Here is a 23,601-nt window from a genome sequence, read left to right on the forward strand (position 1 = left end):
GCCAGTGCACCTGGAATCTGCTGAGAAGTAGATTCCAGGTGAAAAAACAAACAATCTCAGGGTTGTTTTGGTCAAATTCAGGCCCGCACCAGAAAATACTGATACTGCCGTAGCGATTGTTGAGTTATTCAGACGTTCCTTAGTGTCAACAGGCCCTGGCAGGCTGTTGAAATTCGAAGAATTTCGACGCCTGGTACCGGAATATGGATGTTCCGGCAAAATCGGCGACGCCTAACTCGTTGATTTTGGAAGAAAAGTGAAAATCACATTTTTCACTTTTCGTGTGTTGGAACAGGCAGGATGCCTTTTTCAACAACCTGCTAGTAGGCCCCAGCCACCTGTCAGTCTGGAATTGATTCGGCCCCGGAGGCCGGGCTGACCCCGCGACAGTATGGCGTTGGGAATGCCGCCAGCAGGCCGTGGAGGAAGGCTTGACTGACCAGCGGTCGTTGCTCCTCAGCCACCTCCGGGCAAGACCCACCGGTGGATTGTCATCCAACCCTCAGTCACACAAGTGACGTCTGGGGCCGTCACGGATATCTACCGGCTGGCGGCCTGAGGGTGTTCCACCGGGCGGCAGCCGACACCCTTACATTTGCCACTACCCCGGCGGTATAATCGCCGCCCAACTGCCCTGATGGTTATGATTTGAGCGGATTGAGCGGTACCGCGAGAGAGACTTATGAGCCAAGACCCGGAACAGCAGTTACCAAAGATCGAATTCCCCTGCGAAGACTATATGGTCAAGATTGTGCGCGATGCCGACGACCAGGCACATCAATTTGTGCTGGAAGTCATGCGACGCCACGCCCCGGGCTTCGACGAGGAACGCATGGTGCTGCGGGACAGCCGCAACGGCCGCTTCACCTCTATGACATTCCGTATCCTGGCTACCGGAGAGCCGCAGTTGCAGGCGTTGTTTGACGAACTCAAAGCGCATCCATCTGTGCATATGGTGCTTTGATGGCGGTTGCAGAAACACCGGTGTACAACCTCGGCCGTCGCGACTACGAATCCGTGTGGCGGGCCATGGCCCACTACACCGATACCCGCACCCAGGATAGTGCCGATCAAATCTGGTGCGTAGAGCACCAGCCGGTGTTCACTCAGGGGCAGGCGGGCAGGGCGGAGCACCTGCTGAATACCGGTGACATTCCGGTGGTTCAGGTGGACCGGGGCGGCCAGGTGACCTATCACGGCCCAGGCCAGCTGGTGGTATATCCACTGTTGGATCTGCGCCGGGCGAATATCGGCGTGCGGGATCTGGTGACGGCGCTGGAAGGCGCCACCGTAGCCATGCTGGGAGCATTCGGCATTGTCGCAGCACCCCGTACCGGTGCGCCGGGCGTCTATCTGAGCGAAGGGCCCCGCAGCGGCAACAAAATCGCCTCCATTGGCCTGCGGGTGCGCCGCGGCTGCAGCTTTCACGGCATCGCTATCAATATCGATATGGATCTGACCCCATTCCTGCGTATCAATCCCTGCGGTTACGCGGGTTTGCAGATGGTGCAGATGGCTGAACTGATACAGCCTCCACCCACCTGGGAGCAGGTGGCACAAAGTTTCGTGTGCGAATTGCTGCGCACCATCAAGCTGCCCGCCGCCGGCTGGCAGCCGCTGGAAGATCATGTATTTGCGCAACTGAGCGCCGACAGCAGGAATTAGGCTATGGCAGATAAACCCGATCTTGTGCCGGTGAAGCGCACCCGCCGTTTGCAGCAGGGGGAAAAGCTGCGCGATGCTGACAAGGTTGAACGTATTCCGGTCAAGGTGATCGCCAGTGACCAGTTACTGCGCAAGCCGGACTGGATTCGGGTAAAGATGCCCGTGTCTAAAGAAGTGGACCGCATCAAGAGTATTCTGCGTTCACAGAAGCTTGCCACTGTCTGCGAAGAGGCCAGCTGCCCCAACCTGGGGGAGTGCTTTAGTGGCGGTACCGCCACCTTTATGATCATGGGGGAAATCTGCACCCGCCGTTGCCCTTTTTGTGATGTGGGGCATGGCAAGCCAAACCCCCTGGATCCCGAGGAGCCGGAAAACCTGGCCCAGGCAATCGCCGCCATGGGCCTGCGTTATGTGGTGATCACCTCCGTGGATCGTGACGATCTGCGCGACGGTGGCGCCCAACACTTCGCAGACTGCATTGAGCGCTCCCGCGAACTGTCACCGAACCTGCAGGTGGAGATTCTCACTCCGGATTTTCGCGGGCGTATGGAAGTTGCGCTGGAGATTCTTGAAAAGGAAGCGCCGGATGTGTTCAACCACAACCTGGAAACGGTACCGCGTCTCTACCGGGAGTCCCGGCCCGGTGCCAATTACAAATGGTCGCTGAAGCTGTTGCAGGAATATAAAAAGCGTCGCCCGGATGTGCTTACCAAGTCCGGTCTGATGGTGGGGTTGGGCGAGGAAAAAGAAGAAATTTTCCAGGTTCTGGAAGATATGCGCGGACACAATATCGATATGCTTACCATTGGCCAATATCTGCAACCGAGCAAAGAGCACCTGCCGGTACAGCGCTATGTGCATCCGGACGAATTTGAAGAGTATCGTCGTTATGCCGAGCAAATCGGTTTTAAACACGCCGCCTGTGGGCCGTTGGTGCGCTCTTCCTACCACGCCGATAAGCAGGCCCAAGGCGAAAAAATTGTGAATTACAGCTCCAAATAAATATTTTGCAACCATAGGTGAGTCATTCATATCGACGGATTGCCAAAAAGTCTCTGGGGTGAAAATTGACAGGCCAGGAACCCGGCGGCACCCCGGCGATCGTCACTATAATTAACCTGGCAATCCAACAGATGGCCCCTCATTGATTGCATTGCCGCCCTTGTGCCTATTCGCCGTATTTCCATTCCTTCACCACGTTAATCCCGCCACCAGATACCGATCAGTGTCCCGAAATGATTCAGGTGGGAGAGACGACCCTCAATGAGACATTTATCTCGAGTCTGGACTTGCTGTTATAGCTCTCAATATGGGCATTGATGTCGGTCTGAACTCCTTTGGAGCTAAAAGTTTTAATTCCCGTAAAAACACCTGCCTATACTCCTCTTTTCCATAGGGGTGGGTATCAATAAACATCCCTATGATGGAAATAAAGGAGCGAATCAGTTTTGACCGCTACGGTTATGTAGAAAATTCCAATTATGCCATAGCAGTCAAAATGAGCATTTTTCACAGGTTCCTTAAACCTGAAGAGAGATAATTAAATTATTGGGCAAATTTTTTTCGCTGGAATGGCGTGGAATTGTTTAATAAATTGTGACTGAGGCAATGGTTGCACCGCCATAAACCGTGGGTACAATATAGAGGCCGGATGGGGCACAGATGTGGCAACATCATCTAATAGGGATTTACCATCATAAGGAGAAAGTCAGTGATCCAAATTTTTGCATTTATAACCACCCCAATAACTTCATCATTCGGCTAGGGAGAAACTGAATCACCAGCTGTAGATGAAAATCTATGGCGCATAATAGTATCAGGTCAAGCTGGCTGTTTTTTTAGCCATTTTTAATGGGTAGGACTGTCTTAGCTTCAATTAGGAACGATAAGCTCGCTATTTTCTGGTTTAAGAAAAAGCAAATAGATGTGGCTGGCTAATATGGTGTCAGTATCAAGTAATATTGCTCTTTCGATAGCATATATGCTTGAGGCATCCTGTGGTATCCAATAATTAATTGTACTGGTATTAATTGCTGGCAGTTATCACTATCAAAACAAGTCTAGCAGGTGCCGGTTTGTTTGCCCGAGCCGCTGCAATTGACATTGTGTCAATTAAATTATAATGGAGGAGCTATATGAAGACTATAATATTTATAAAAACCTTGCTATTGGCATTTACAATGGTGAGCAATTCTTATGCCGAAGAGGTGTATTATCTGTTTGTTCAGCAGGATGCTAAGCAGCTGGAGGAGACCGAAACCAAGAGGCAGGCGTCTGAAGGAAAGGATAAGGAAGTTATTAATTTAGGAAGATACAACAAGGATCTAAGGGCGGTGTCCAGAGGATCCAGGCTTGTTTTTAAAATAAAAAATAAGGAAATTATTTTCCGGGTAGACAATACCAGAAGGAAAAATGAAACAAGATTTTCATTCTCTGCATCCAGTGACAATAATGATACCCTTTATATTGCGGAGAATGACGGTCGAGTAGTAGGCTCGCTCCACCATTCGGGAAAGTTGTTTAAGTTGCGGCCAAATGGAAAAGGCGAGACTTTATTGATAGAAGTTCCAAAAGAAGTCTTGATTGATCATGATGAATCCTATTATGAAGATTCCAGCAATACTCTTTTAAAGCAACCTAGTCCTGTCAGTGTGTTTTCCGCCGGATCCGCGTTTGCTGATTCAGGCGCGGAATTTACCGTTATTGTGGCCTATACGACACAGTTTGCGACGGCTGCGGGGGATGTTGATGCCTATATGGATTTGCTTGAACTGGAAACAAATACCGCCTATACCAATAGCGAGGTCCAAACCAGTGTCAACATCATTCATGCCTATCAAACCAGCTATAGTGACTCGGGTAGTTTTTATACGGATAGAAGCTATTTTTCAAATGCCGGTAATCCGGAAACACAGGAATTGTATGATTTAAGAGATCTATACCAGGCCGATATAATGATGGTGCTCACTGGTAATGGCTACAGTTTCTGTGGTATCGCGCGGACCATAGGTGCTACCGAATCGGAAGCATTGGCTTTGGGTAGTGAAACCTGCTCAACTGGATATTACACTTTTGGTCATGAAATTGGACACTTGTTTGGTGCCAGGCATATTATCGCTAATGATTCCAGTACAACGCCTTTTCCCTATGGTCACGGGTATTGCAACGTTACGCCAAATACCTGGCGTACTGTGATGGCATATGGTTGCCCATCCGGTACTGGGGGGCCGCGTATACAGCAGTGGTCTAATCCCAATGTATTTATTAACAATGAGCCTACGGGGACTATTGATCTTGAATTTAATGCCATGGTGATGAATGTACGTGCGGATGAAGTGGCTAATTTCAGAAGTTCAACGGATCGTTTTGATATAAATGGAGATGGTTGCATCGATCAAGGTGACCTGATTGAAATGTTGCCATATTTGGACACTTCAGTACCGCCCGCACCCGTGTCGATGGATGTCAATTACGATTCCATGGTGGATATCGATGATTACAATCTGGTGATTGCAAGCTCCGGTCTGGGATGTCAATAGTCAGGTCAGCGAGAAGGAATGCGGCTCACGAAATAATTAATCCAACCTAAAACAGGAATTTAAACCGATTCGATATAAATTTTCCCGATAGGTTTTCAATACAATATAAGGAGATAATAATGAAACGCTTAAAACTCATTTCTACAATCGCGGTGGGGCTGTTGTTCAGTTTCATCGGTGCTTTTTCCCTGGCACAAACCTTTCACGCCACCGTCTTGATTGATCGCAGCGGCTCCATGACAACGCAGACCATGCGCAACGGTGTGGTGAGTAGCCGCTGTGCTGACGCTCTGCTGGAAGCCGATCAAAAAGTGCAAAATATTTTTCTGCCGGGTACCCAGGTCAGTGTTTGGACTTACCAAAACAGTACCTACAGTAATGTGACTGGCGGCTTTGTTTCCAAAGCTGCGGCGTTATCGGCCATAAACAGTTTGGGTGGCCAAAGCTGTACCGGGACCACACCGATGGCGGACACTGTCTGCGATGCCATTGATACATTGAAGTTAGCAGCTCCAGCTACCTACCGGACGCTTTGGGTGCTGACAGATGGCGTGGAGAACTCCAGTTCCGGCAGCTGCTCGGGAGGCTCTGACGCCGACGGTATAGAGCCCTGGGACGCCACCAGCTGGCAGGGGAAGATCTGGCAGCAATTATTCCCCAGTGATACACCGCCCTACCAGGCGGCTGGCGCAGGCGCACCGGAAGTGCCTATCTATTTCGGTGTTTTTGGTGATTACATCGGTGGTCGTGTGGCCAGTCGATCTATGGACCTGGCCGGTGACACGCCAGCTGTCTCCTCCCACACTCAATTGGTGGCGGCCAGTAGCGGCTCCGGCTTTTTCGACATGGTGGCAGCCACCTCAGGTGGCTATGTGACGGAGATCGACGACCAATCCAGCCTCCCTACCTCTTCCCGCTTTGATGTGGATGGTACCGGTTGTGTCGACCAAAATGACCTGATAAAAATGTTGCCCTACCTGGACAGCACTGTACCGCCTGCCCCGGCGTCATTGGATGTGAATGGAGATTTGGTGGTGGATATAGACGACTATAACCTGGTGGTTGCAAACACAGGATTGGGCTGTGGTGGCATAAGCAAATAGCACAAACCCCATAGCTGTATTCGGGAATCAAACAGTGTGATAGTTGGTTTGATTCCCGGTTCAGTATTTTTCCTTCCGTATGCTTTCTTGGCCATTTACAGATCAGCGATACCTATGAAGGTAAGGGCGTGAAAAACTTTTCACTCCAGAAATTATCAGTACCACCACTCCGTTTTAACGCATTTATATCCCTTTCCAGCTTGCCAGGTTTTGAATTCCCGAATCTCTGATGAAGGCTCTGTTATGGTTATTAGCGCAATCTATGGACTAGATCGTGTCAAAAGGCCGGTAGTGTCGGGAGGAGTTATGAAGATTAATACAGGGAAATTGATTTTATTGATTACCAGTTTGATGCTATTTGATACCGCTGTCTGGGCGCAGCCCTGCCAAAATCCAGAGCCGGTTTGGGAGGATAATTTCGATGGCACTGAGCTGGACCTGTCCAAATGGGAGCCGATGATTGGTAACGGCTGCAGCTATGGAATCTGTGGCTGGGGGAATAATGAGCTGCAATACTACCGCGCGGAGAATGCCAGCGTCGCCAACGGACTATTGACCATAAGTGCAAACAAGGAGCGTGTAGGGGGCCAGAATTACACGTCCGCGCGTCTGCGTACTGCCAGCTTGCCCAATGGCGGCCAGTGGACCAATGGACGCTTCGAGGCGCGGATCCGAATCCCTGATGGTGAGGGCATGTGGCCGGCCTTTTGGATGCTGCCCACGGACCCGGATCAGGGTTGGCCGGTTAGTGGAGAAATCGACATTATGGAGTCCACCGGGCAGGCGGACGAATATGTCTCCGGCACCATCCACTATGGTCCTCCCTATCCGAACAACCTCTTTACCAGCAACCGCTTATTGAGCCAACCAGAGCCCTGGTCCGCGGATTTTCATATCTATGGGTTGGAGTGGGAGCCCTACGAGATGCGCTGGTATGTGGACGACCAGCTTTACGCCAGGCTCAACCCGGGTGACATCGGGGATGCTTCCTATTGGACCTTCGAGGACCACCAGTATCACTTTTTACTGAATCTGGCCGTCGGCGGTACTCTCGGTGGCACAGTGAATGATGCTCTGCTGCCGCAGACCATGCTGGTGGATTATGTGCGCGTCTACGATAGGGGACAGCCGAGCCTTGTCGGCGATCGCATAGTCGATGCTGGTGAAACCACCGCCTACTCTGTCACCGGTGCGACTGGTGACAACCCAGATTTTAGCTGGAATATCCCCTCCGGTGCGACTCTGGTTTCTGGTAGCGGCACTGATCGCATCGTCGTCAGCTGGGAAAGTAGTGGCACAGTGTCCGTTAATGTCACCGACAGCTGCGGTAGCCGTGACCTCAACCTGCCCGTGTATGTGGCTCCAAAACTCATACCGGAAATCACACTGGATGATTTTGAAACCAGTGGCGAACTGACCTACACCTTTTTTGATGGTACTTTTGTGCAGGATGCAGCGAATCCGCAGCCGGATGGAACCAACAGCTCCCCAACCGTGGCCCAATACATCCGCTCTTCCGCTGCACAGTACGACGTTATCATAGCGGCAACCAGCGCTATCCAGGACGCAGCCCCTTTCCTGTCGGGCGCCAAGGCTTTCTACATGGACCTGCTCACCAGCGCGGCACCGGGTACCCAGATACTGGTGCAACTGGAGGATAGCGCTGTCGCCACTGCCGGCAACTATCCCACTGGCCGGCATTCAAAGTACGCGGCTTACACTGGCGGGGAGGGCGGCTGGCAAAGGCTGAAATTCGAGTTGGATGATCGTATTGACGGCGGTACTGCCGACAATGCGGTGGACAGCCTGGTAATCCTGTTTGCTCCCGACAGTTACAGTGGCGATACCTATTACTGGGATAACTTTGCCATTTACGGCCTTGGGCTCCCCGGCGGGGCGCAAGTTACCGCAAGCGACCGCGCCTGTTCTGGTTTGCACTGTAACCCCGGCAGCAGCACTGGTGTGGGAAAACTCCCTCAGGATCGAAATAACTGAAGGCATAGACAGTGAGTGACCGCCGGGGAGCGTGCTCTTTCCGCTCTAGCAGGCTGTTGAAATTCGAAGAATTTCGACGCCTGGTACCGGAATATGGATGTTCCGGCAAAATCAACGACGCCTAAGTCGTTGATTTTGGGAGAAAAGTGAAAATCACATTTTTCGCTTTTCGTGTTTTGAAACAGGCAGGATGCCTTTTTCAACAACCTGCTAGGAGGCCCCCGGTGTCAGGTTTGCCCTGAGCCAGGACTGTACTGCTCGGGTTTATGAGGCTGGATCTCTATTCAAAGTAAGCAGACAGCTCCTGGTAGGCAGTGCGAATATGCTCAATTAACAATCCTACCTTCTTCGGCTGGTAGCGGGTGAAGGGGTACACCGCATAGACCCCCAGGGAGCGGGGCTGATAATCGTGCAGCAGGGGCGTGAGGTCCCCGCGCTGGATATCCTCATGCACACTGCAACGCGGGACATAGACAATTCCGCAGCCAGCCAGGGCCGCCTTGCGTAAGCCCTGGGCGTTGTTGGTGGAAAAGTTGCCAGCCACTTTTATCGACAGGGATTGCCCCCGGTGTGTAAACCGCCAGTCATGAGCCCCCTGGGCCTGATAGGTGTAGGCCAGACAATTGTGTTCAAGCAGTTCCGCCGGGGTTTGTGGCTGACCAAATTGCCGGATATATCCCGGGGCGCAGCAGACTACCCAATGGGATTGAATCAGTTTTTTGGCCACCAGGCTGGAATCGTCCATGACCGCGGTGCGAATCGCAAGGTCGACCCCTTCCTGGACCAGGTCCACTAGTGAATTGTCGAGCTGCATATCCACATTCAGATAGGGGTGTTGCTGGCAAAACTCAGCCACCACCTTCGCCAGTAACAGTTCGCCGGATATGGTAGGTACCGACATACGAATGGTACCGCCCAGGCTGTCCGACAATTGGCTTACGGCGCCAAGCGCATCCTGCACCTGCTGATTGATACCTTTGCAATGCTGGTAAAGGGTTCGGCCCTCTTCGGTGAGGCTCAGGCGGCGAGTGGTGCGATAAAGCAATTGGGCACCGAGTTCCCGCTCCAGTTTACTGATCCGTTTACTGACCACCGCGGTACTCAGCCCCGCCTGGAGGCCGGCCTCTTTAAAGGAGTGGGTCTCCACCACCAGGGCAAATAAGGCAAGTTCAGTGGCACCAGCCATGAAACCTCCGAGCACCGCTCGATTACATCGCTTTTGGAAATAGTAAGTTTATCTGTTGCTAATTTATTATCAATAGACAATGCGCTATTTTAGCTCCCGTGAGTCCTGGCCTGTGAAGGATACCCGGAATGTCTGCCCTCCCATTACCCGCTGCCAAGCGCCATACCCCCAGGCGCGTCTATCCGCCCAAACCGGACCGAGTGTACCTGTATGGCACCTGCCTGGCGGATACCTTATTCCCCCAATCCGGCCTGGATGCAATAGCGTTTTTGGAGCACCAGGGGCTGGAGGTGCTCTTTCCCAGTGGACAGACATGTTGCGGGCAACCGGCGTATAACTCCGGCTACCAGGAAGAGGCCAGGGCGGTGGCCAGGCAGCAGATCGAACAGTTTCCGCTGGATATTCCCATAGTGGTGATCTCTGGTTCCTGCGGCGGCATGTTGCGGCACCATTATCTGGACCTGTTAAAGGATGAAACTGATCTGGAAGTCGAGGCTTTTTGTGAGCGTATTTTTGAATTTACTGAGTTCCTGAATTGTGTGCTTGAGGTGAAACTGGAGGATCGGGGGGTACCAGAGAAAGTCGCCCTGCATACTTCCTGTGCAGCCCGCCGCGAGATGGATGTGCATATCACCGCTAAAGCCCTATTGGATCAACTAGGCCATGTAGACATGGTAGAGCACGCTTATGCCAGCGAGTGTTGCGGATTTGGGGGCACCTTTGCGGTCAAACACGGGGATATTTCTGGCGCGATGGTGCAGGACAAGGTCAAGCACTTGTTAGCAACGGATGCGGTGCGTTATGTCAGTGCCGACTGGGGGTGCATGATGAATATCAATGGTGCACTGGAGTACAAAAAAAGCGTACTTCGGGGCGAGCATATCGCCAGCTACCTGCTGCGTCGCACCCGGGGAGACAAGCTATGAGCGTGAAAGCCGACACCATCGCCACCGACGGCAGTAAACATGCTCTCAGTGCCAGCCGGTTTCGCCACAATGTTGTCCGGGATCTGGCGAATCCAGAATTGCGAAACAACTTTCGCATGGCTATGGACCACCTGGTGGACAAGCGACGACAGGCGTTTTCCTCTGAAGATGAACTGGAAACCCTGCGCCGCAAGTGCCAGTTGATCAAACAGCGCTGCTTGCGGAAGTTGCCGGAGTTATTGGAGCAATTGGAAAGCAAACTGGAGCAGAATGGTATTAGGGTGCACTGGGCGGAAACCGCTGCGGAAGCCAACGATATCATTGCGGCGCTAATACAGGGCAGGAACGGCAAACAGGTGGTGAAGGGCAAATCCATGGTATCGGAAGAGACCGCCCTCAATGACCACCTGCTGGGCAAGGGTATCCAATGCCTGGAAACCGATATGGGCGAGTTTATTGTTCAGATGGCCGGTGAACATCCGTCCCATATCATCATGCCGGCGATTCATCAAAATAAACGCCAGGTGGCCGAACTGTTTACGAAACAGGTTCCCGGCTTTGATTACAGCACCGACGTGGATACCCTGATCCAAACGGGCCGAGAGACACTGCGTACCAAGTTCTGTCACGCCGATGTGGGGGTGACCGGGGTAAACTTCGCGGTGGCGGAAACAGGCACCCTCTGTCTGGTGGAAAATGAGGGCAACGGGCGTATGGTAACCACTGTCCCGGACATGCATATCGCCATTACAGGCATCGAGAAGGTGGTGGAGTTCCTGGAGGATGTGCCACCGCTACTCAGCCTTTTGACCCGCAGCGCCACCGGGCAGATCATTTCCACCTATTTCAATATGATCACTCACCCGCGCCGAAGGGGTGAAAAAGACGGCCCTAAGGAAGTGCATCTGGTGTTGCTGGACAATGGCCGCAGTCAGGCCTTCGCCGATGAGGAATTGCGCCAAACCCTGCAATGCATTCGCTGCGGGGCCTGTATGAATCACTGCCCGGTGTATACCCGTATCGGTGGCCACGCCTATGGCACAGTGTATCCGGGGCCCATCGGTAAAATTATTTCACCCCATATGTTGGGGCTGGATGCCACCAGAGACCTGCCGACGGCATCATCCCTGTGTGGTGCTTGTGGTGAAGTTTGCCCTGTGAAGATACCCATCCCGAAAATCCTGCTGCGCTTGCGCAAGGAATCGGTTAAGCCCAAAGCGGAATCCGCAGTAGTCAAAGGCCAGGGTAGTAGTCGAAAATCACTGGAAGCGGGGATCTGGAGCCTGTGGCGTCGGCTGAATACATCTCCCGCCATTTACCGCGCTGTCCTGTGGCTGGCGAGCCGCGGCCGCTGGTTGATGCCGAAAAAGGCGGGGGCCTGGACCCGCTACAGAACCCTGCCCAGGCCGGCGCCACGTCCACTGCGTGAATTAGTTAAACAGCGCGAAAAAAGAGGAGAGTGGGATGAGAAGCGCTAAGGCCACTATTCTTGCCAGGTTAAAAAAACACCTGGGGGATGCAGGTAAAGTCCCCTTTTCTGCCGAACCCGCGGCAGTTCCGCAAAAGTTGGATCGTGCACAAAATGTGGACAGATTTATAAGACTGCTTCGTGAAAACCGTGCCCATGTGGTACCCATCAAACGCGATGACATTGCCAGAGTTGTCAAAAACCAGTTGCAACAACGCGGTGTAGGCCAACTGATGGGTGCAGGGCATTGGCTGGAAAGCCTTGAGGAACTTGAGGACGAGATCGCGTTTAGTACTTTTTACTCTACTATCGACGGTCACAAAGAGGCGCTGTTCAACTCGGTCCCCGCTGCCATCACCGGTTCCCACTGCGGCATAGCCTCCACAGGTTCCATTGTATTATGGCCGGATGCCGCAGAGCCGCGGAGCCTATCGCTGGTGCCGCCCCTGCATATCGTGGTGGTGGAGCAAAACGCGATTTACAATGATTTTGGCGATTTAATCAAAAGCCAGTGCTGGAGCGGGCAACTGCCCTCCAACGTAGTGCTTATTTCAGGACCATCCAAAACCGCGGACATTCAGCAGACACTGGCTTATGGTGCCCATGGCCCCCGGGAACTGGTGGTGCTACTGGTAGAATAACCAGCGAGTACACACAATCTGGGGCCTGACAACTGCAGTTCCGTCACTACCTGCTCAATTGGGTAATGCACCTTCTGGGGTTGTGTGAACTAGTTAGTCAATCAACAGCTACAGGCTCCCTGCAAGGCGGACCCGTGGCGCCACTTGGACGGCGCTCCGCTCGTCAAGAACAACCTGCCTGACCTTCGCGTAGCGCCCTGCTAAGCGGTGCCGCAGGTTCCCCTGAGGCAGGAACGAATTAATCAGAAGTTCCCTAATAGGTTGTTAAAAAAAGGCATCCTGCCTGTTTCAAAACAAAAAAAGCGAAAAATGTGATTTTCACTGTTCTCCAAAAATCAACGACTTAGGCGTCGCTGATATTGCCGGAACATCCATGTTCCGGCAGCAGGATGTACCCGGTTAAGTTCCTAGTGTGCCAATGGAAAGCCGTGGTAGCGGGTGTCTATGTTTTTGTAAAGTACATCCGAGTAGCCGGCTGTGTTAATATGGCAGCTATGGACTGATTGACCCCTCAATAAGGGCTTAAGTGTGAAAAAAAGCTATTTGGTGCAAAAAACCAGCAATATCCTGCTGGATCAGATGCAAAAAATTGCCAAATCATCCCACCCTTACCTGCCCAGTGACTTGGCGCTTGCATCGGAGCTGGACGTCAGCCGTACCACGATTCGTACTGTCATTGAGAACCTGGAAAAAAAAGGCCTGATCAGGCGTGATAGCGCCGGCAAGCGTGTGCTGCGCAAGCCGAAGAAATCTGATTACTACGATATCAGTAGTGCGCCCTCCTCCAAGGAGGAAGTGATTCAGCGTTATTTTCTATCTTTGATTAACGGTGGGCAGCTGTTGCCCGGAGACCGCTTTTCAGAGCTGGAACTGGCGAAACAGTCCGGTTGCAATACGGTGACCGTCAGAGAGTTTTTGGTCAAGTTCTCCCGTTTCGGCTTGATTGAAAAAAAGCCCCGCTCCCAGTGGCAAATGGTGAAATTTGATGATCAGTTTGCCGAAGAGTTGATAGAGTTTCGCAAGGTATTGGAAATGCGGGCCCTGGTGAAGCTCCTGGAGCAGGATGATGACCACCCAACCTGGCAAGAACTGCGCGAAGTGCTGGATGCCCACCAGGCGGTGAAGAAGGATTTTGACAGGCGTTTTAGGGAAGTGCCGGACCTGGATGCAAGGTTGCATTTGGCAATCCAGACGGGTGCCAATAACCGTTTTATCAATCAGTTCTTTGAGGTGGTCTCCTTCGTGTGCCACTACCACTACCAGTGGGAAAAGACGGGTGAAAAAGAGCGCTTATGGGTGGCGCTGAATGAGCATATCGATTTGTTGATTGCGATTCTGGCTCATGACGTGGCTGCAGCGGTCAAGGCGCTGGAAGTGCATCTGGATTCGGCCGAACGCACCCTATTGGAGTGTTCGACCAACGTCAATCGCCGGGCCGCCTAAGCCCGTATTTAACCCAATTCTGCAGCGCTAACAGCCTCTCATTTGGCAGTTCCTTTTAGGGGCCGGTCCCCTGGCGTTTTTAATTTTCCACTGCTATTCGGCAGCTTCCCAACCCCATATTTCGTCGAGTCTACCTCGTGCAAGGCCCCATGAGCTGCGGCCCTGAGTAGGGTATTGCGCAGTGCATGCCACTTCTCATCTTAAGGTCCGGAGCAAATTTGCCTTCTTTGTTTGTCGACAAAGTGTCATTGACATGGTGGCAAAACTTGGGTAAGTTCGGATTGTATTTTTATTAATAATATTCTGCAAGAGAATAAAGCAGGCTGGTTGGGGTGGCATACCAGCGCCCTGCCTGTGCGGGTTCTGTTGGCGCATGCTTTGCTGTCTGCGGCTGGCCGCCCGCCAAAGAGTGGCGTGTTGCGGTAAAGGTTTCACCGGAGATGCCGGGCATATAACCATACCGCCCAACACCGCAACGGTAAGCGAAGTGAGCAGCTTGTAGAGATAAAGACAACAGCACGAAATGAAATTCAATGGAAGCCACCGGCCACCTCAAGGCTGCTGAGTGGAGTAACTATCAGGTTGGAGCCGGCGGTTGGAGCCGGCGGTTGGAGATGGATTGATATCGCAACCAATACTGGCTTCCCGCAATGGCCTTTTGGGAGGCAATACTACGCATAAAGATAGAGCGAAATTAACAAAAAGAGGAAAATAAAATGAAAATCAGCTGTTTTAGTAAGGCGGCAAAGCAATTATTTGTACTAATCGCCATATTTTGTTCAAGCAATGTGAGTGGGGTAGAAATCCCCCAAGCCGGGACCAATCCCATTGTCATAGACCAGTTAAAAACTACAGATAACGTTACTTACTTGATGGCAGCGGCTGCCGCGAGGCCGGATACCACAAGTGTTCAATTCTATGGACAGCCGAAGCATGCGTGGCTTCAGTCAGTCGATAATACCGAATACCTGGATTGGACGATACAAACAGGCAATGGTGAAAACTTCCATGTGACAACGCTTGTATCGGCATCAGCGGGTGAATCCTTCAAGCTTGAAATTTTGGGAACTTCCAATAGTCTTTCCTATACGCTGACTTCCGCTGGTTGGCAACGACATGATAGCGGCACTATATACATACCGGCGGGTACCAACACTCTGCGTTTTACCCGTACTTCCAACAACGGTGACATCCACATCAAGTCACTGGAACTGATTGCTCAGGCAGATATGCAGGATTACTTGAATCGGGTAACTGCATTTAAATCCGATACGAGCAAACTAAGCAATGCCAGATATGGCCTGATGTTTCAGTATGGAGCCTGGGGATATCCACAATCCGGTTCGGCTAAAAGTATTGATGATCAGGCGGCAGATTTCAATGTTCCTGCCTTTGTTCAGCAGGTAAAAAATATGGGTGCGGAATATGTTATTTGGTCCGCCACCTGGTGGACCTATGAATTCAATGCACCTATATTAGCTGTGGATAGTTTATTAGGGCATTCTAATCGAACTTCCGGTCGCGATCTTATTAATGATATAGCGACAGCATTGGACGCGGAGGGGATTGATTTTTATCTGTACTACCACACAGGGCAAGACAGTCATCTCGGCTATAATTCCACGGACTGGTGGCAGTTACAAAACTGGCCTTCGGAATTTAGAGCTACAGGAACCGGTGATCGAACCACCTTTTTTAATAACTGGAAAACAGTTATTTCGGCAATTGGTAATCGCTATGGTAACCTGCTTGATGGCTGGTTTTTTGATGACGGACTGGTGTATTACCCCGCACCCTTCGAGTCATTAGGTGCCGCCGCTAAAGCGGGGAATCCGGACCGGCTGATTTCTTATAACCCCTGGATCGTCGCACACTATACCGACTTTGAAGATGTATCTTTTGGTGAGCATTGTAAATTTTCAGGGGCTCCCGTAGGTGGTAGTGGGCTATACACATCGACAGGAGATTCGGGTTTGTATGGCCACTGTATGTGGAGAATGGAAAATGATTGGGGAATTCGTTCGGCTAACCAATCGATAGGATCACCCAATTACACGGTGGCCTCTGCAACAGCTAAAGTTCAGAGCGACTCCAGCCGAAAAGTACCGACATCGTTTAATTTAATGATGTACGAAGATGGCACAATGTCCCAGGCATCGGTTGATGTACTTGTTGGAATGAAAACTGCTTTAGACAACGCCTGTGTCGACAACTGCATTGCGATTAATAACTCCGAGCCAGAAATTACCTACAATGGTAACTGGCGCCTAAGTAGTAACCGAGGCGTTGGCGATTATCAGGACGATGTTCAATATACCCGGCAAAATGGCGACTATTTTGAGTATAGTTTTACTGGTAGCGGTATCAGAGTCTATATGCCGGTATATAATGCGGGAGGTGATATTGAAGTGTTTATAGACGGCGTTAGCCAGGGCACAGTTAATGTCTATGCGCCGGAAGTGGGATCCAATAGCAATTCGCAAATGAAAGTATATGAAAAATCCGATTTATCGGCAGGTCCTCATACAATTAAGCTGGTTAAGCTTAACGGGCCCTATATGCAACTGGACAAGCTCGAAGTAATTGGTAATTTCAAAGTATTGAATAATACCGATCCGGATATTGGATACAATGGGAACTGGAGCCTCAGCAGCAATCGGGGTGTTGGCGATTACCAGGACGACGTTCACTATACCCAGCAGAACGGTGATTATTTTCAATACGTTTTTACCGGCACCCGTATAAGTGTCTATATGCCGGTGTATAACGCGGGCGGCGATATCGAAGTTTTTATCGATGACGTCAGTCAGGGCATATTTAGCGCTTATGCCTCTGAAACAGGATCTAGTGCTAACTCGCAGCAGAAGGTATATGAAACTGGTGGCCTGGCGGCTGGCAGACATACTATCAAACTGGTCAAGCTCAATGGCTCCTATATGCAGTTCGACAAACTTGTGGTGACTACACCCCGATGTATGTCAACGAAGTTGCCGCGTTCACTGATCAAGCGGCCATGGATTTGCACTCCGCAGTAGCTTGATTTTCCTTTGGCGGGTTGAGCCATATTTCGCCAACCTGGTTCCAATTCCGGGTTTCGCGTGCCCAGCGCTCTGGTGTGGGCTGCCGGGCCTCCTCGTACACAGCCGGCCGCCGCTGTAGCGCTGATGTCTCTTCGCCACTGTGACGTTGATTCGGTGTCACATAGCGGATGAACGGCAAGTACGCCACGCCCGTAGGCCGGTACCGCTGAGCGTCCGGCCGAATTTGTTTCCATGGGCTGGGGTAGGCAATATTTATATATATAAAGTGACTGCCGACTCGCCAAAGGTAAATTTGTACAAATATTTGAGAGTTGAAAAAAGTTCAGTGATAGATTGAATATTATAGAAAATAAACATTCCTTTGATAGGGTTTGAACGAAGCGGTGGCATGGCTGTGGAGCTCGTCAGCACAGCTGTCATGCCGAGCAATTTTCGGTCTTAGATTTTGCCGGAAAAACCGCCTGAAACCTTTTCCATGCTTTCGGTCATGCCCCATCTACAGGGTTCTTCTCCCTTGCAACCGGGTCCAGGTCCTGAGTATACCGTTTTGTTGTTACTGGCTTTGCCCGCCCTCAAGAGCACCAGAGCGACTTTCGGCAGCGCACAGATACTGCGACGGTATTGGCTGGGACTCACTCTAGCCATTGTCAACGGGAACTGATCTGCCCCGCGCCGGCCCCTTTACTGCAACAGTGGACCACCAACCTTGTCATTAAAAGGTCAATTTCCCGGGCTCATCGAGGACCCAGCTTAGGGCCCTGATTGGGCGACGCCTACAGGCTGTGATGGTTGATCCGGAGCTTCCCGGCCGACCGGGCCAGGGGCGACTGCAGGCTAGACCACTCTGTGTTCAATCCCGTCTCGTGTCTTTATAGTTTTAAATGACTTTTTCTCTTTTCAGTTAATCCTCTAAGAAGATATTGGCTGAAAAATGACCAGATTGGGGTAATAACTCAAGGGTCACCGACTGGATTGAGAAGGTCCCATACAAGGTTGACAACATCAGAGGGGTCATGCATCCTTGCTGTCATCTATTAATAAAAAACAGGCTGATGTGAATCCACCCAAGCGGGAACAGGCACTGTGACCTCAAGGAAGAACGAATTTAATAGATAGGTTGGCTTGTAATCACTGGCAACAGTGGATGCTTTGCCTGAAGAAGGCTGTTCTACCTTAAACAGGACCGGAGTAGAGATGAAAAAATATAATGGCAGTGATGAGTTTTTCCCAAGAAATAGAATGTCTGTAGCTGTAGCTCAATCGGTTAGAACTCTTGCTTTGGCAGCTACAATTGTACCTTTGACTCAACCTGTGCTTGCCCAGAACGGAGCGGATACAACTATTGAGGAAGTTCAAGTAGTAGGTATTAGAGGCAGTCTGGAAAGTGCATCCGAAATCAAGCGGGACCTGGATGTTGTTGCTGATGTGATATCTGCTGAGGACATTGGCAAGTTTCCCGACCAAAATCTGGCGGAATCCTTGCAGCGGATAAGTGGAGTCCAGATTTCCAGAAATCGAGGCGAAGGCCAGGATGTGAGTGTACGGGGGCTCAGCCCTGATTTTACCCGGGTCCAGTTTAACGGTCGGACACTGCCATCGGCAACAGGTGGGCGGAGTTTTGATTTTACTATTCTGCCTTCCGACTTTGTTAGTGCCCTGGAAGTTTACAAAACCCCTTCGGCAGATATGGAAGAAGGCGCCCTGTCGGCAACAGTAAACGTGAAAACTCCGCGCCCACTGGATATCGGTGAGCGATCTGTGGTAACTAGCGTGAAAGCAGTTCGAGAAGATAACTCTGGTGAAACAACCGGAGATATATCTGCGCTGTATTCTGATGTATTCGCCGATGGCGAATTCGGTATTACCTTAGGCGCTCATTATGATAAGCGTTCGGTTGAGTCCCATATATTCGAGGCGTTTGGTCTGGAGCCGGGGTCGGAGGGTGCACGCGCGCCAACCCCAACATTGGATTACAATCTTGATGGTGATTCAGATGACAGTTTCCGGTTTAATCACGCATCCAATTTTTCGCAGTTGCAGGAAGATCGGGAGAGAACAACGTTATTGGCCACTTTGCAGTGGCAGCCGACAGATGATTTGGATATCTGGTTCGAATCACTTTATTCAGAATTTGATATCGTTGGCGCATTACCACTGAATTCGTTTCGCTGGACCAATGTACTCGGTAGCGTAACTGACAGTAATATCGCTCCTGATCCGCTGGGCTCCGATGGCTTGATTGATTTTCTTGCAATAGACGGAGTGGATAACCGTAACAATGCCAGAACTACCAATAGTAATGACAAATTGACGGCATTCTCCTTGGGAGCCAAATATTTCTTGGGTGATTGGGTGGCAGAAGGTGAAATAGCCTACGGTAAGTCAGAGAACTCCATAACTTCCCTTTCCCATGAAGTGATTGGGCGTGCGCGCGCTTCGTATGATATTAGGAATAATCCGGGCGGAATTCCTCAGGTTGAATATGCTGATGGCTTCGATCCTATGAATAGAGCCAATTTCAGGTCCCTTGGCTTCAATGGTAACCTGGATCAGCCGACGGAAGATGAGAACCTGGATGTTAGATTGGATCTTGACCGGGATATCGACTTGCAGTTGTTTGATGCACTGTCGTTCAATAAGCTGGAATTTGGTGTTAAATATAGCGCGCGTAAAAAATTCAATGGTTACCGTCTTCTGGGCGTTGATGCAGAAACTCTGGCTGGGCTGTTGGGTGAGGCATATGATCCGAATGTCGAAGGCGGAAGCTTTGATGCCAGTAATTATCTGACTGTTTATGCGCCTGATGATTTTCTGGATGGCGTTAGTGGTTCTACAGCATTTCCTCAAACCTGGCTTTCTGCTGACGTTGATACACTTTTGAATATCGTGCCTCTATCTACCTTGGTGGAAAACGGTACTATTACTGAAGGTGGTTCAGATGAAATTAATGTTGAGGAGGAAGTACTTGCGGGTTACGCTAAGTTAAACTTTGAGGGGCTGGACGGACGCCTTTCGGGTAATTTTGGCGTGCGTATTGCCTCTACAGATCAGGAGTCCAGAGGCAATATTGCTGACTTCAGCACAGTGCGCTTTGATCAGGGTGGTGCGGCTACATTTGTTGATACCAGTCCCAGTTCCACGAGTCGCTCTTATACCGAAGTGCTGCCCAGTTTTAATTTACGCTATAACATCACGGATGATGTATTGGTGCGCTTTGGCGCGGCTCGGGTTATGTCGCGACCATCACTCTCAGTCCTGTCTCCTGCAACTTCCATCAATGTCAACGTTAGAACAATTTCTTCAAGTAACCCCAACGTCGATCCCTTCCTGGCGGATCAATTAGATTTGTCCCTGGAATGGTACTTTGCCGATGGGGGAATGATTTCTGTTGCTCCCTTTGCAAAATTCATTGATTCCTTTGTAGTCAGCGCGACAAAGCAGGAGCAAGTCACCTATACCGACTTGGGGGGCGCAAACCCCCAAACCGCATCCTTTACCAGATTCTTGCCGGACAACGGCAGGGGATCAGATTTGTATGGCCTCGAGATTAATTATCAACAACCACTGGACTTTATCGCCGATGGATTCGGGTTGATAGCTAATTTTACTGTTGTGGATGCGGATGACGTGCAAACTGCGGAAGGCGGTCCGCTACTGCCTTTGGATGGGCTGTCGGAAATCAACTACAACCTGGTTGGGTACTACGAGAATGATATATTTGGTGCCCGGTTGGCCTACAACTATCGTGACGAATTCGTAAACAGTGGAACCAATTATTTTGGGGATGGCTCCTTTACTGAGGAGTATAAACAACTTGATTTCTCATCCAGCATAGAAGTCAGTGAAAATGTCAGCGTCATTTTCGAAGCGCTGAACCTTACCAACGAAGTTCTTGTACAGGTCAATAGTCTGGGGGTAAATCGTGGGGTAGAGGATGTTGGTCGTAGAATAACAATGGGAGCTCGTGTCAAATTTTAGCAACCAGTAACTACTCGAAAGGGGTAAGTAATTGCCCCTTATCGGAACATATTAAAGCTAAGTTAGAATTGATTTCTCTTAAGAGTATTAAGATTTATGGGTTTCAGAATATTATTGTTGGTTACCTTGTTGGTCGGCTGCTCGAAAGGCCCCATTGAAAACGGTAATAACCCGGCGATCTCCGGCGAAATCGTGACCATCCGGGTTTCTCCGAACTACGACAATTCCAGTGACGCTGATAGCCTGGAGGGTGCTCTATCCAAGGCGCGGAAGTTATTGGCAGGTGGGCGCGGAGTTTCTATAGAGCTTGTGAGTGGAACCTATTATCTGAAAAATACTATTAGGCTTGGTCCGGAATTTTCCGGTAGTAATTCTTTCCCGTTTACTATTAAGGCTGAAGACGACGGAAAAGCAGTGCTGAGCGGTGGAGAGCGCCTGAACTTGAAATGGGAGCCCTTCAATAACCACTTACTAAAAGCAAAAATTTCCACCCGCCCATTTGATCAGCTGTATATAAACGGCAAAAAACAGGTCAGAGCACGTTATCCCAATTTCAATGATTCAGTTTCAGTTTTTAACGGATATGCCGAAGATGCCATATCTCCTGAACGGGTCAAGACCTGGAAAAATCCTGTTGGCGGGTATGTTCACGCCCTGCATGAAGGTCGTTGGGGTGGAATGCACTATGAAATTGTTGGCGTAAAAGAAAACGAAGAATTAGAGCTGCGTGGGGGATTTCAAAATAATCGACATTCACAAATGCACCCTAAGTACCGTTTCGTTGAAAATATATTTGAAGAATTGGATGCGCCTGGAGAATGGTTTTATGATCATCAGGAGGGTGTTTTATATTACTACCCGGCTGATAATGTCGACATCAATTCGGCAACTGTAGAGGTTCCACGTCTTGACCGTTTGCTTGAATTAAGTGGCAGTGAGGAAAAGCCCGTTAAAAATATAGTTATTCAAGGTTTGGAATTTGTACACACAAACTATACGTTTATGCAAACCAAAGAACCCCTGCTGAGAAGTGATTGGACTATCTATAGGGGTGCAGCAGTTACGTTGGAGGGAACTGAGAACTGTGAAGTGAAAGAGAATAGATTCCATGACCTGGGTGGCAATGCAATTTTTGTAAGCAATTACAACCGTAACGCAATAATCTCCACTAATGAAATCTTTGATATAGGTGCTTCGGCCATCAGCTTCGTCGGCGATGCGGATGCAGTTAGATCACCTAGCTTTGAATACAATGAATATGTTTCATACAAAGAGATGGATTTGGAGCCAGGTCCCAAGTCAGATAATTACCCGGCGCTCTCTACGGTTACCGACAACCTGATTCACGATATTGGTAAGGTAGAGAAGCAAGTTGCCGGAGTGCAGTTGTCCATGAGCTCTGAAATTACTGTAAGCCATAATTCTATCTACCATGTGCCTAGAGCGGGCATCAACGTCAGCGAGGGGACCTGGGGCGGTCACATTATTGAATACAATGACGTATTTGATACAGTCCTTGAAACCAGTGATCACGGAGCCTTCAATTCCTGGGGTAGAGACAGGTTCTGGCATCCGGATAGACAGGAAATGAATAGATTGGCGAGAATGCATCCAGGCCTTTATAAATTGGATGCATTGAAGCCTATAATTATCAGGAACAATAGATTTCAATGTGATCATGGCTGGGACATTGATCTTGATGATGGTTCTTCCAACTACCGAATATATAACAACGTAGCATTGAGCGGGGGAATTAAATTACGTGAAGGGTTCGATAGAGTAGTAGAGAATAATGTCGTTATCAATAATGCAATCCACCCTCATGTGTGGTTTGAGAAAAGTGGTGATGTTGTTAAGAGGAATATTCTATTCTCAGCTCACAAGCCAATACTGAATGATTATTGGGGAGATGAGGTGGATAAGAATTTCTTTACCAATAAGGATGACTTGTCTTCGTCCCAGGCGTTTGGAACTGATTCGCTTTCCATGTTTGGTGAAGTTGATTTTATTGATCCGGGACATGGAGACTATACCGTAAGCTCTACTTCGGGGGCGCTTGATATTGGTTATGAAAATTTTCCCATGGACAATTTTGGGGTTAAAAGTCCACGGCTAAAAGCCAAAGCGAGGGTCCCGGAATTTCCCAAGATCTTCGATCGCGGAGATGCATTTGATGGTCATGGAACCCTTGAAGTATTAGGCGCAACATTTAAAAGTGTAACAACTCTGGGTGAGCAGTCTGCTTTGGGATTGCCGGATATTGCCGGTGCATTTGTGGTGAACATCGAACAGGATAGTAAATTTGCGCAAGCCGGATTAAGGAAAGGGGATGTAATTTTACGGGTATTTGACAGCGAATTTGGCGGGAGTGATCAAGTTAAAGGTGTTAGTGATTTTCTGTCATCTTATAAGGCGCGAAAATGGCGTGGATTTATTGAAGTAGTAATTTTTCGCAACCAAAATGAGCAGGAACTTAAAATCAATTTGCTCGATTGATAGTGTTTGGCATACGTCTGACCATCCAGTGCTCTTTTTAGTATTGGCTACTCTTGTGCCAAATTGAGTGGTTGACAGAGATGCAGTGTGAAAAATTTGAGACATCGGGAGTGCCACGCA

Annotated in this window: 15 protein-coding genes; 13 read left to right on the forward strand and 2 right to left on the reverse strand. The window is 49.9% G+C overall.

Features of this window, described 5'->3' with window-relative positions:
- The first annotated feature begins 682 nt into the window (after positions 1–682).
- The 6 genes from AB1S50_RS10375 (at position 683) to AB1S50_RS10400 (ending at position 8,302) form a co-directional block, all read left to right on the forward strand.
- Positions 683–964: an HP0495 family protein gene (locus tag AB1S50_RS10375; RefSeq protein WP_367150568.1), complete on the forward strand. Its 282-nt coding sequence runs from the start codon at positions 683–685 to the stop codon at positions 962–964.
- Positions 964–1,665: a lipoyl(octanoyl) transferase LipB gene (gene lipB / locus AB1S50_RS10380; RefSeq protein WP_367150569.1), complete on the forward strand. Its 702-nt coding sequence runs from the start codon at positions 964–966 to the stop codon at positions 1,663–1,665. Before AB1S50_RS10375 ends, lipB begins: the two co-directional genes overlap by 1 nt.
- 3 nt (positions 1,666–1,668) lie before the next feature.
- Entirely contained in the window at positions 1,669–2,667 is a 999-nt protein-coding gene (gene lipA, locus AB1S50_RS10385) for a lipoyl synthase (RefSeq protein WP_367150570.1), read from the forward strand.
- A gap of 1,133 nt (positions 2,668–3,800) precedes the next feature.
- On the forward strand, positions 3,801–5,204 hold the full coding sequence (locus AB1S50_RS10390) for a M12 family metallo-peptidase (protein ID WP_367150571.1): 1,404 nt from the start codon (positions 3,801–3,803) through the stop codon (positions 5,202–5,204).
- Between the two features lie 119 nt (positions 5,205–5,323).
- Entirely contained in the window at positions 5,324–6,307 is a 984-nt protein-coding gene (locus AB1S50_RS10395) for a vWA domain-containing protein (protein WP_367150572.1), read from the forward strand.
- A gap of 306 nt (positions 6,308–6,613) precedes the next feature.
- Positions 6,614–8,302, forward strand: a complete 1,689-nt coding sequence (locus tag AB1S50_RS10400; RefSeq protein ID WP_367150573.1) for a family 16 glycosylhydrolase — start codon at positions 6,614–6,616, stop codon at positions 8,300–8,302.
- 280 nt (positions 8,303–8,582) lie between these two features.
- Here the strand turns inward: AB1S50_RS10400 and AB1S50_RS10405 are convergent, their stop codons facing one another.
- Positions 8,583–9,488 (reverse strand): LysR family transcriptional regulator, encoded by a 906-nt coding sequence (locus AB1S50_RS10405; RefSeq protein WP_367150574.1) that lies wholly within the window; start codon positions 9,486–9,488, stop codon positions 8,583–8,585.
- Between the two features lie 128 nt (positions 9,489–9,616).
- Between AB1S50_RS10405 and AB1S50_RS10410 the strand changes: the two genes are divergently transcribed.
- The 4 genes from AB1S50_RS10410 to AB1S50_RS10425 all read left to right on the forward strand — a co-directional run bounded on the left by AB1S50_RS10410 (position 9,617) and on the right by AB1S50_RS10425 (position 13,966).
- Positions 9,617–10,414 carry a (Fe-S)-binding protein gene (locus AB1S50_RS10410; RefSeq protein ID WP_367150575.1) on the forward strand — a complete coding sequence of 266 codons (798 nt, stop codon included), beginning with the start codon at positions 9,617–9,619 and terminating at the stop codon, positions 10,412–10,414.
- Positions 10,411–11,892, forward strand: coding sequence for a LutB/LldF family L-lactate oxidation iron-sulfur protein (locus tag AB1S50_RS10415; protein WP_367150576.1), 1,482 nt, complete (start codon positions 10,411–10,413; stop codon positions 11,890–11,892). Before AB1S50_RS10410 ends, AB1S50_RS10415 begins: the two co-directional genes overlap by 4 nt.
- Positions 11,879–12,523, forward strand: a complete 645-nt coding sequence (locus AB1S50_RS10420) for a LutC/YkgG family protein (protein WP_367150577.1) — start codon at positions 11,879–11,881, stop codon at positions 12,521–12,523. Before AB1S50_RS10415 ends, AB1S50_RS10420 begins: the two co-directional genes overlap by 14 nt.
- Before the next feature lie 528 nt (positions 12,524–13,051).
- A complete protein-coding gene (locus tag AB1S50_RS10425; RefSeq protein WP_367150578.1) occupies positions 13,052–13,966 on the forward strand; it encodes a GntR family transcriptional regulator in 915 nt (304 codons plus the stop codon).
- A gap of 292 nt (positions 13,967–14,258) precedes the next feature.
- Here the strand turns inward: AB1S50_RS10425 and AB1S50_RS10430 are convergent, their stop codons facing one another.
- A complete protein-coding gene (locus AB1S50_RS10430) occupies positions 14,259–14,510 on the reverse strand; it encodes a hypothetical protein (protein ID WP_367150579.1) in 252 nt (83 codons plus the stop codon).
- A gap of 172 nt (positions 14,511–14,682) precedes the next feature.
- On the opposite strand from AB1S50_RS10430, the gene AB1S50_RS10435 reads away from it, so the two are divergent.
- The 3 genes from AB1S50_RS10435 to AB1S50_RS10445 all read left to right on the forward strand — a co-directional run bounded on the left by AB1S50_RS10435 (position 14,683) and on the right by AB1S50_RS10445 (position 23,481).
- The gene (locus AB1S50_RS10435; protein WP_367150581.1) at positions 14,683–17,001 is read left to right on the forward strand and encodes a hypothetical protein; all 2,319 of its coding nucleotides are present in this window, start codon (positions 14,683–14,685) and stop codon (positions 16,999–17,001) included.
- Between the two features lie 1,200 nt (positions 17,002–18,201).
- Positions 18,202–20,985, forward strand: a complete 2,784-nt coding sequence (locus AB1S50_RS10440; protein WP_367150582.1) for a TonB-dependent receptor — start codon at positions 18,202–18,204, stop codon at positions 20,983–20,985.
- Between the two features lie 96 nt (positions 20,986–21,081).
- Positions 21,082–23,481, forward strand: a complete 2,400-nt coding sequence (locus tag AB1S50_RS10445) for a right-handed parallel beta-helix repeat-containing protein (RefSeq protein ID WP_367150583.1) — start codon at positions 21,082–21,084, stop codon at positions 23,479–23,481.
- Positions 23,482–23,601: the final 120 nt, after the last annotated feature.

The sequence above is a fragment of the Microbulbifer discodermiae genome, from assembly GCF_040742695.1.
Classification (GTDB): domain Bacteria; phylum Pseudomonadota; class Gammaproteobacteria; order Pseudomonadales; family Cellvibrionaceae; genus Microbulbifer.

Coding starts and splice junctions, on each gene's coding strand:
- AB1S50_RS10440 (WP_367150582.1), top strand. CDS start 18,202: ATGAAAAAATATAATGGCAGTGATGAGTTTTTCCCAAGAAATAGAATG.
- AB1S50_RS10405 (WP_367150574.1), bottom strand. CDS start 9,488: ATGGCTGGTGCCACTGAACTTGCCTTATTTGCCCTGGTGGTGGAGACC.
- lipB (WP_367150569.1), top strand. CDS start 964: ATGGCGGTTGCAGAAACACCGGTGTACAACCTCGGCCGTCGCGACTAC.
- AB1S50_RS10435 (WP_367150581.1), top strand. CDS start 14,683: ATGAAAATCAGCTGTTTTAGTAAGGCGGCAAAGCAATTATTTGTACTA.
- AB1S50_RS10395 (WP_367150572.1), top strand. CDS start 5,324: ATGAAACGCTTAAAACTCATTTCTACAATCGCGGTGGGGCTGTTGTTC.
- AB1S50_RS10410 (WP_367150575.1), top strand. CDS start 9,617: ATGTCTGCCCTCCCATTACCCGCTGCCAAGCGCCATACCCCCAGGCGC.
- lipA (WP_367150570.1), top strand. CDS start 1,669: ATGGCAGATAAACCCGATCTTGTGCCGGTGAAGCGCACCCGCCGTTTG.
- AB1S50_RS10445 (WP_367150583.1), top strand. CDS start 21,082: ATGGGTTTCAGAATATTATTGTTGGTTACCTTGTTGGTCGGCTGCTCG.
- AB1S50_RS10375 (WP_367150568.1), top strand. CDS start 683: ATGAGCCAAGACCCGGAACAGCAGTTACCAAAGATCGAATTCCCCTGC.
- AB1S50_RS10415 (WP_367150576.1), top strand. CDS start 10,411: ATGAGCGTGAAAGCCGACACCATCGCCACCGACGGCAGTAAACATGCT.
- AB1S50_RS10420 (WP_367150577.1), top strand. CDS start 11,879: ATGAGAAGCGCTAAGGCCACTATTCTTGCCAGGTTAAAAAAACACCTG.
- AB1S50_RS10390 (WP_367150571.1), top strand. CDS start 3,801: ATGAAGACTATAATATTTATAAAAACCTTGCTATTGGCATTTACAATG.
- AB1S50_RS10400 (WP_367150573.1), top strand. CDS start 6,614: ATGAAGATTAATACAGGGAAATTGATTTTATTGATTACCAGTTTGATG.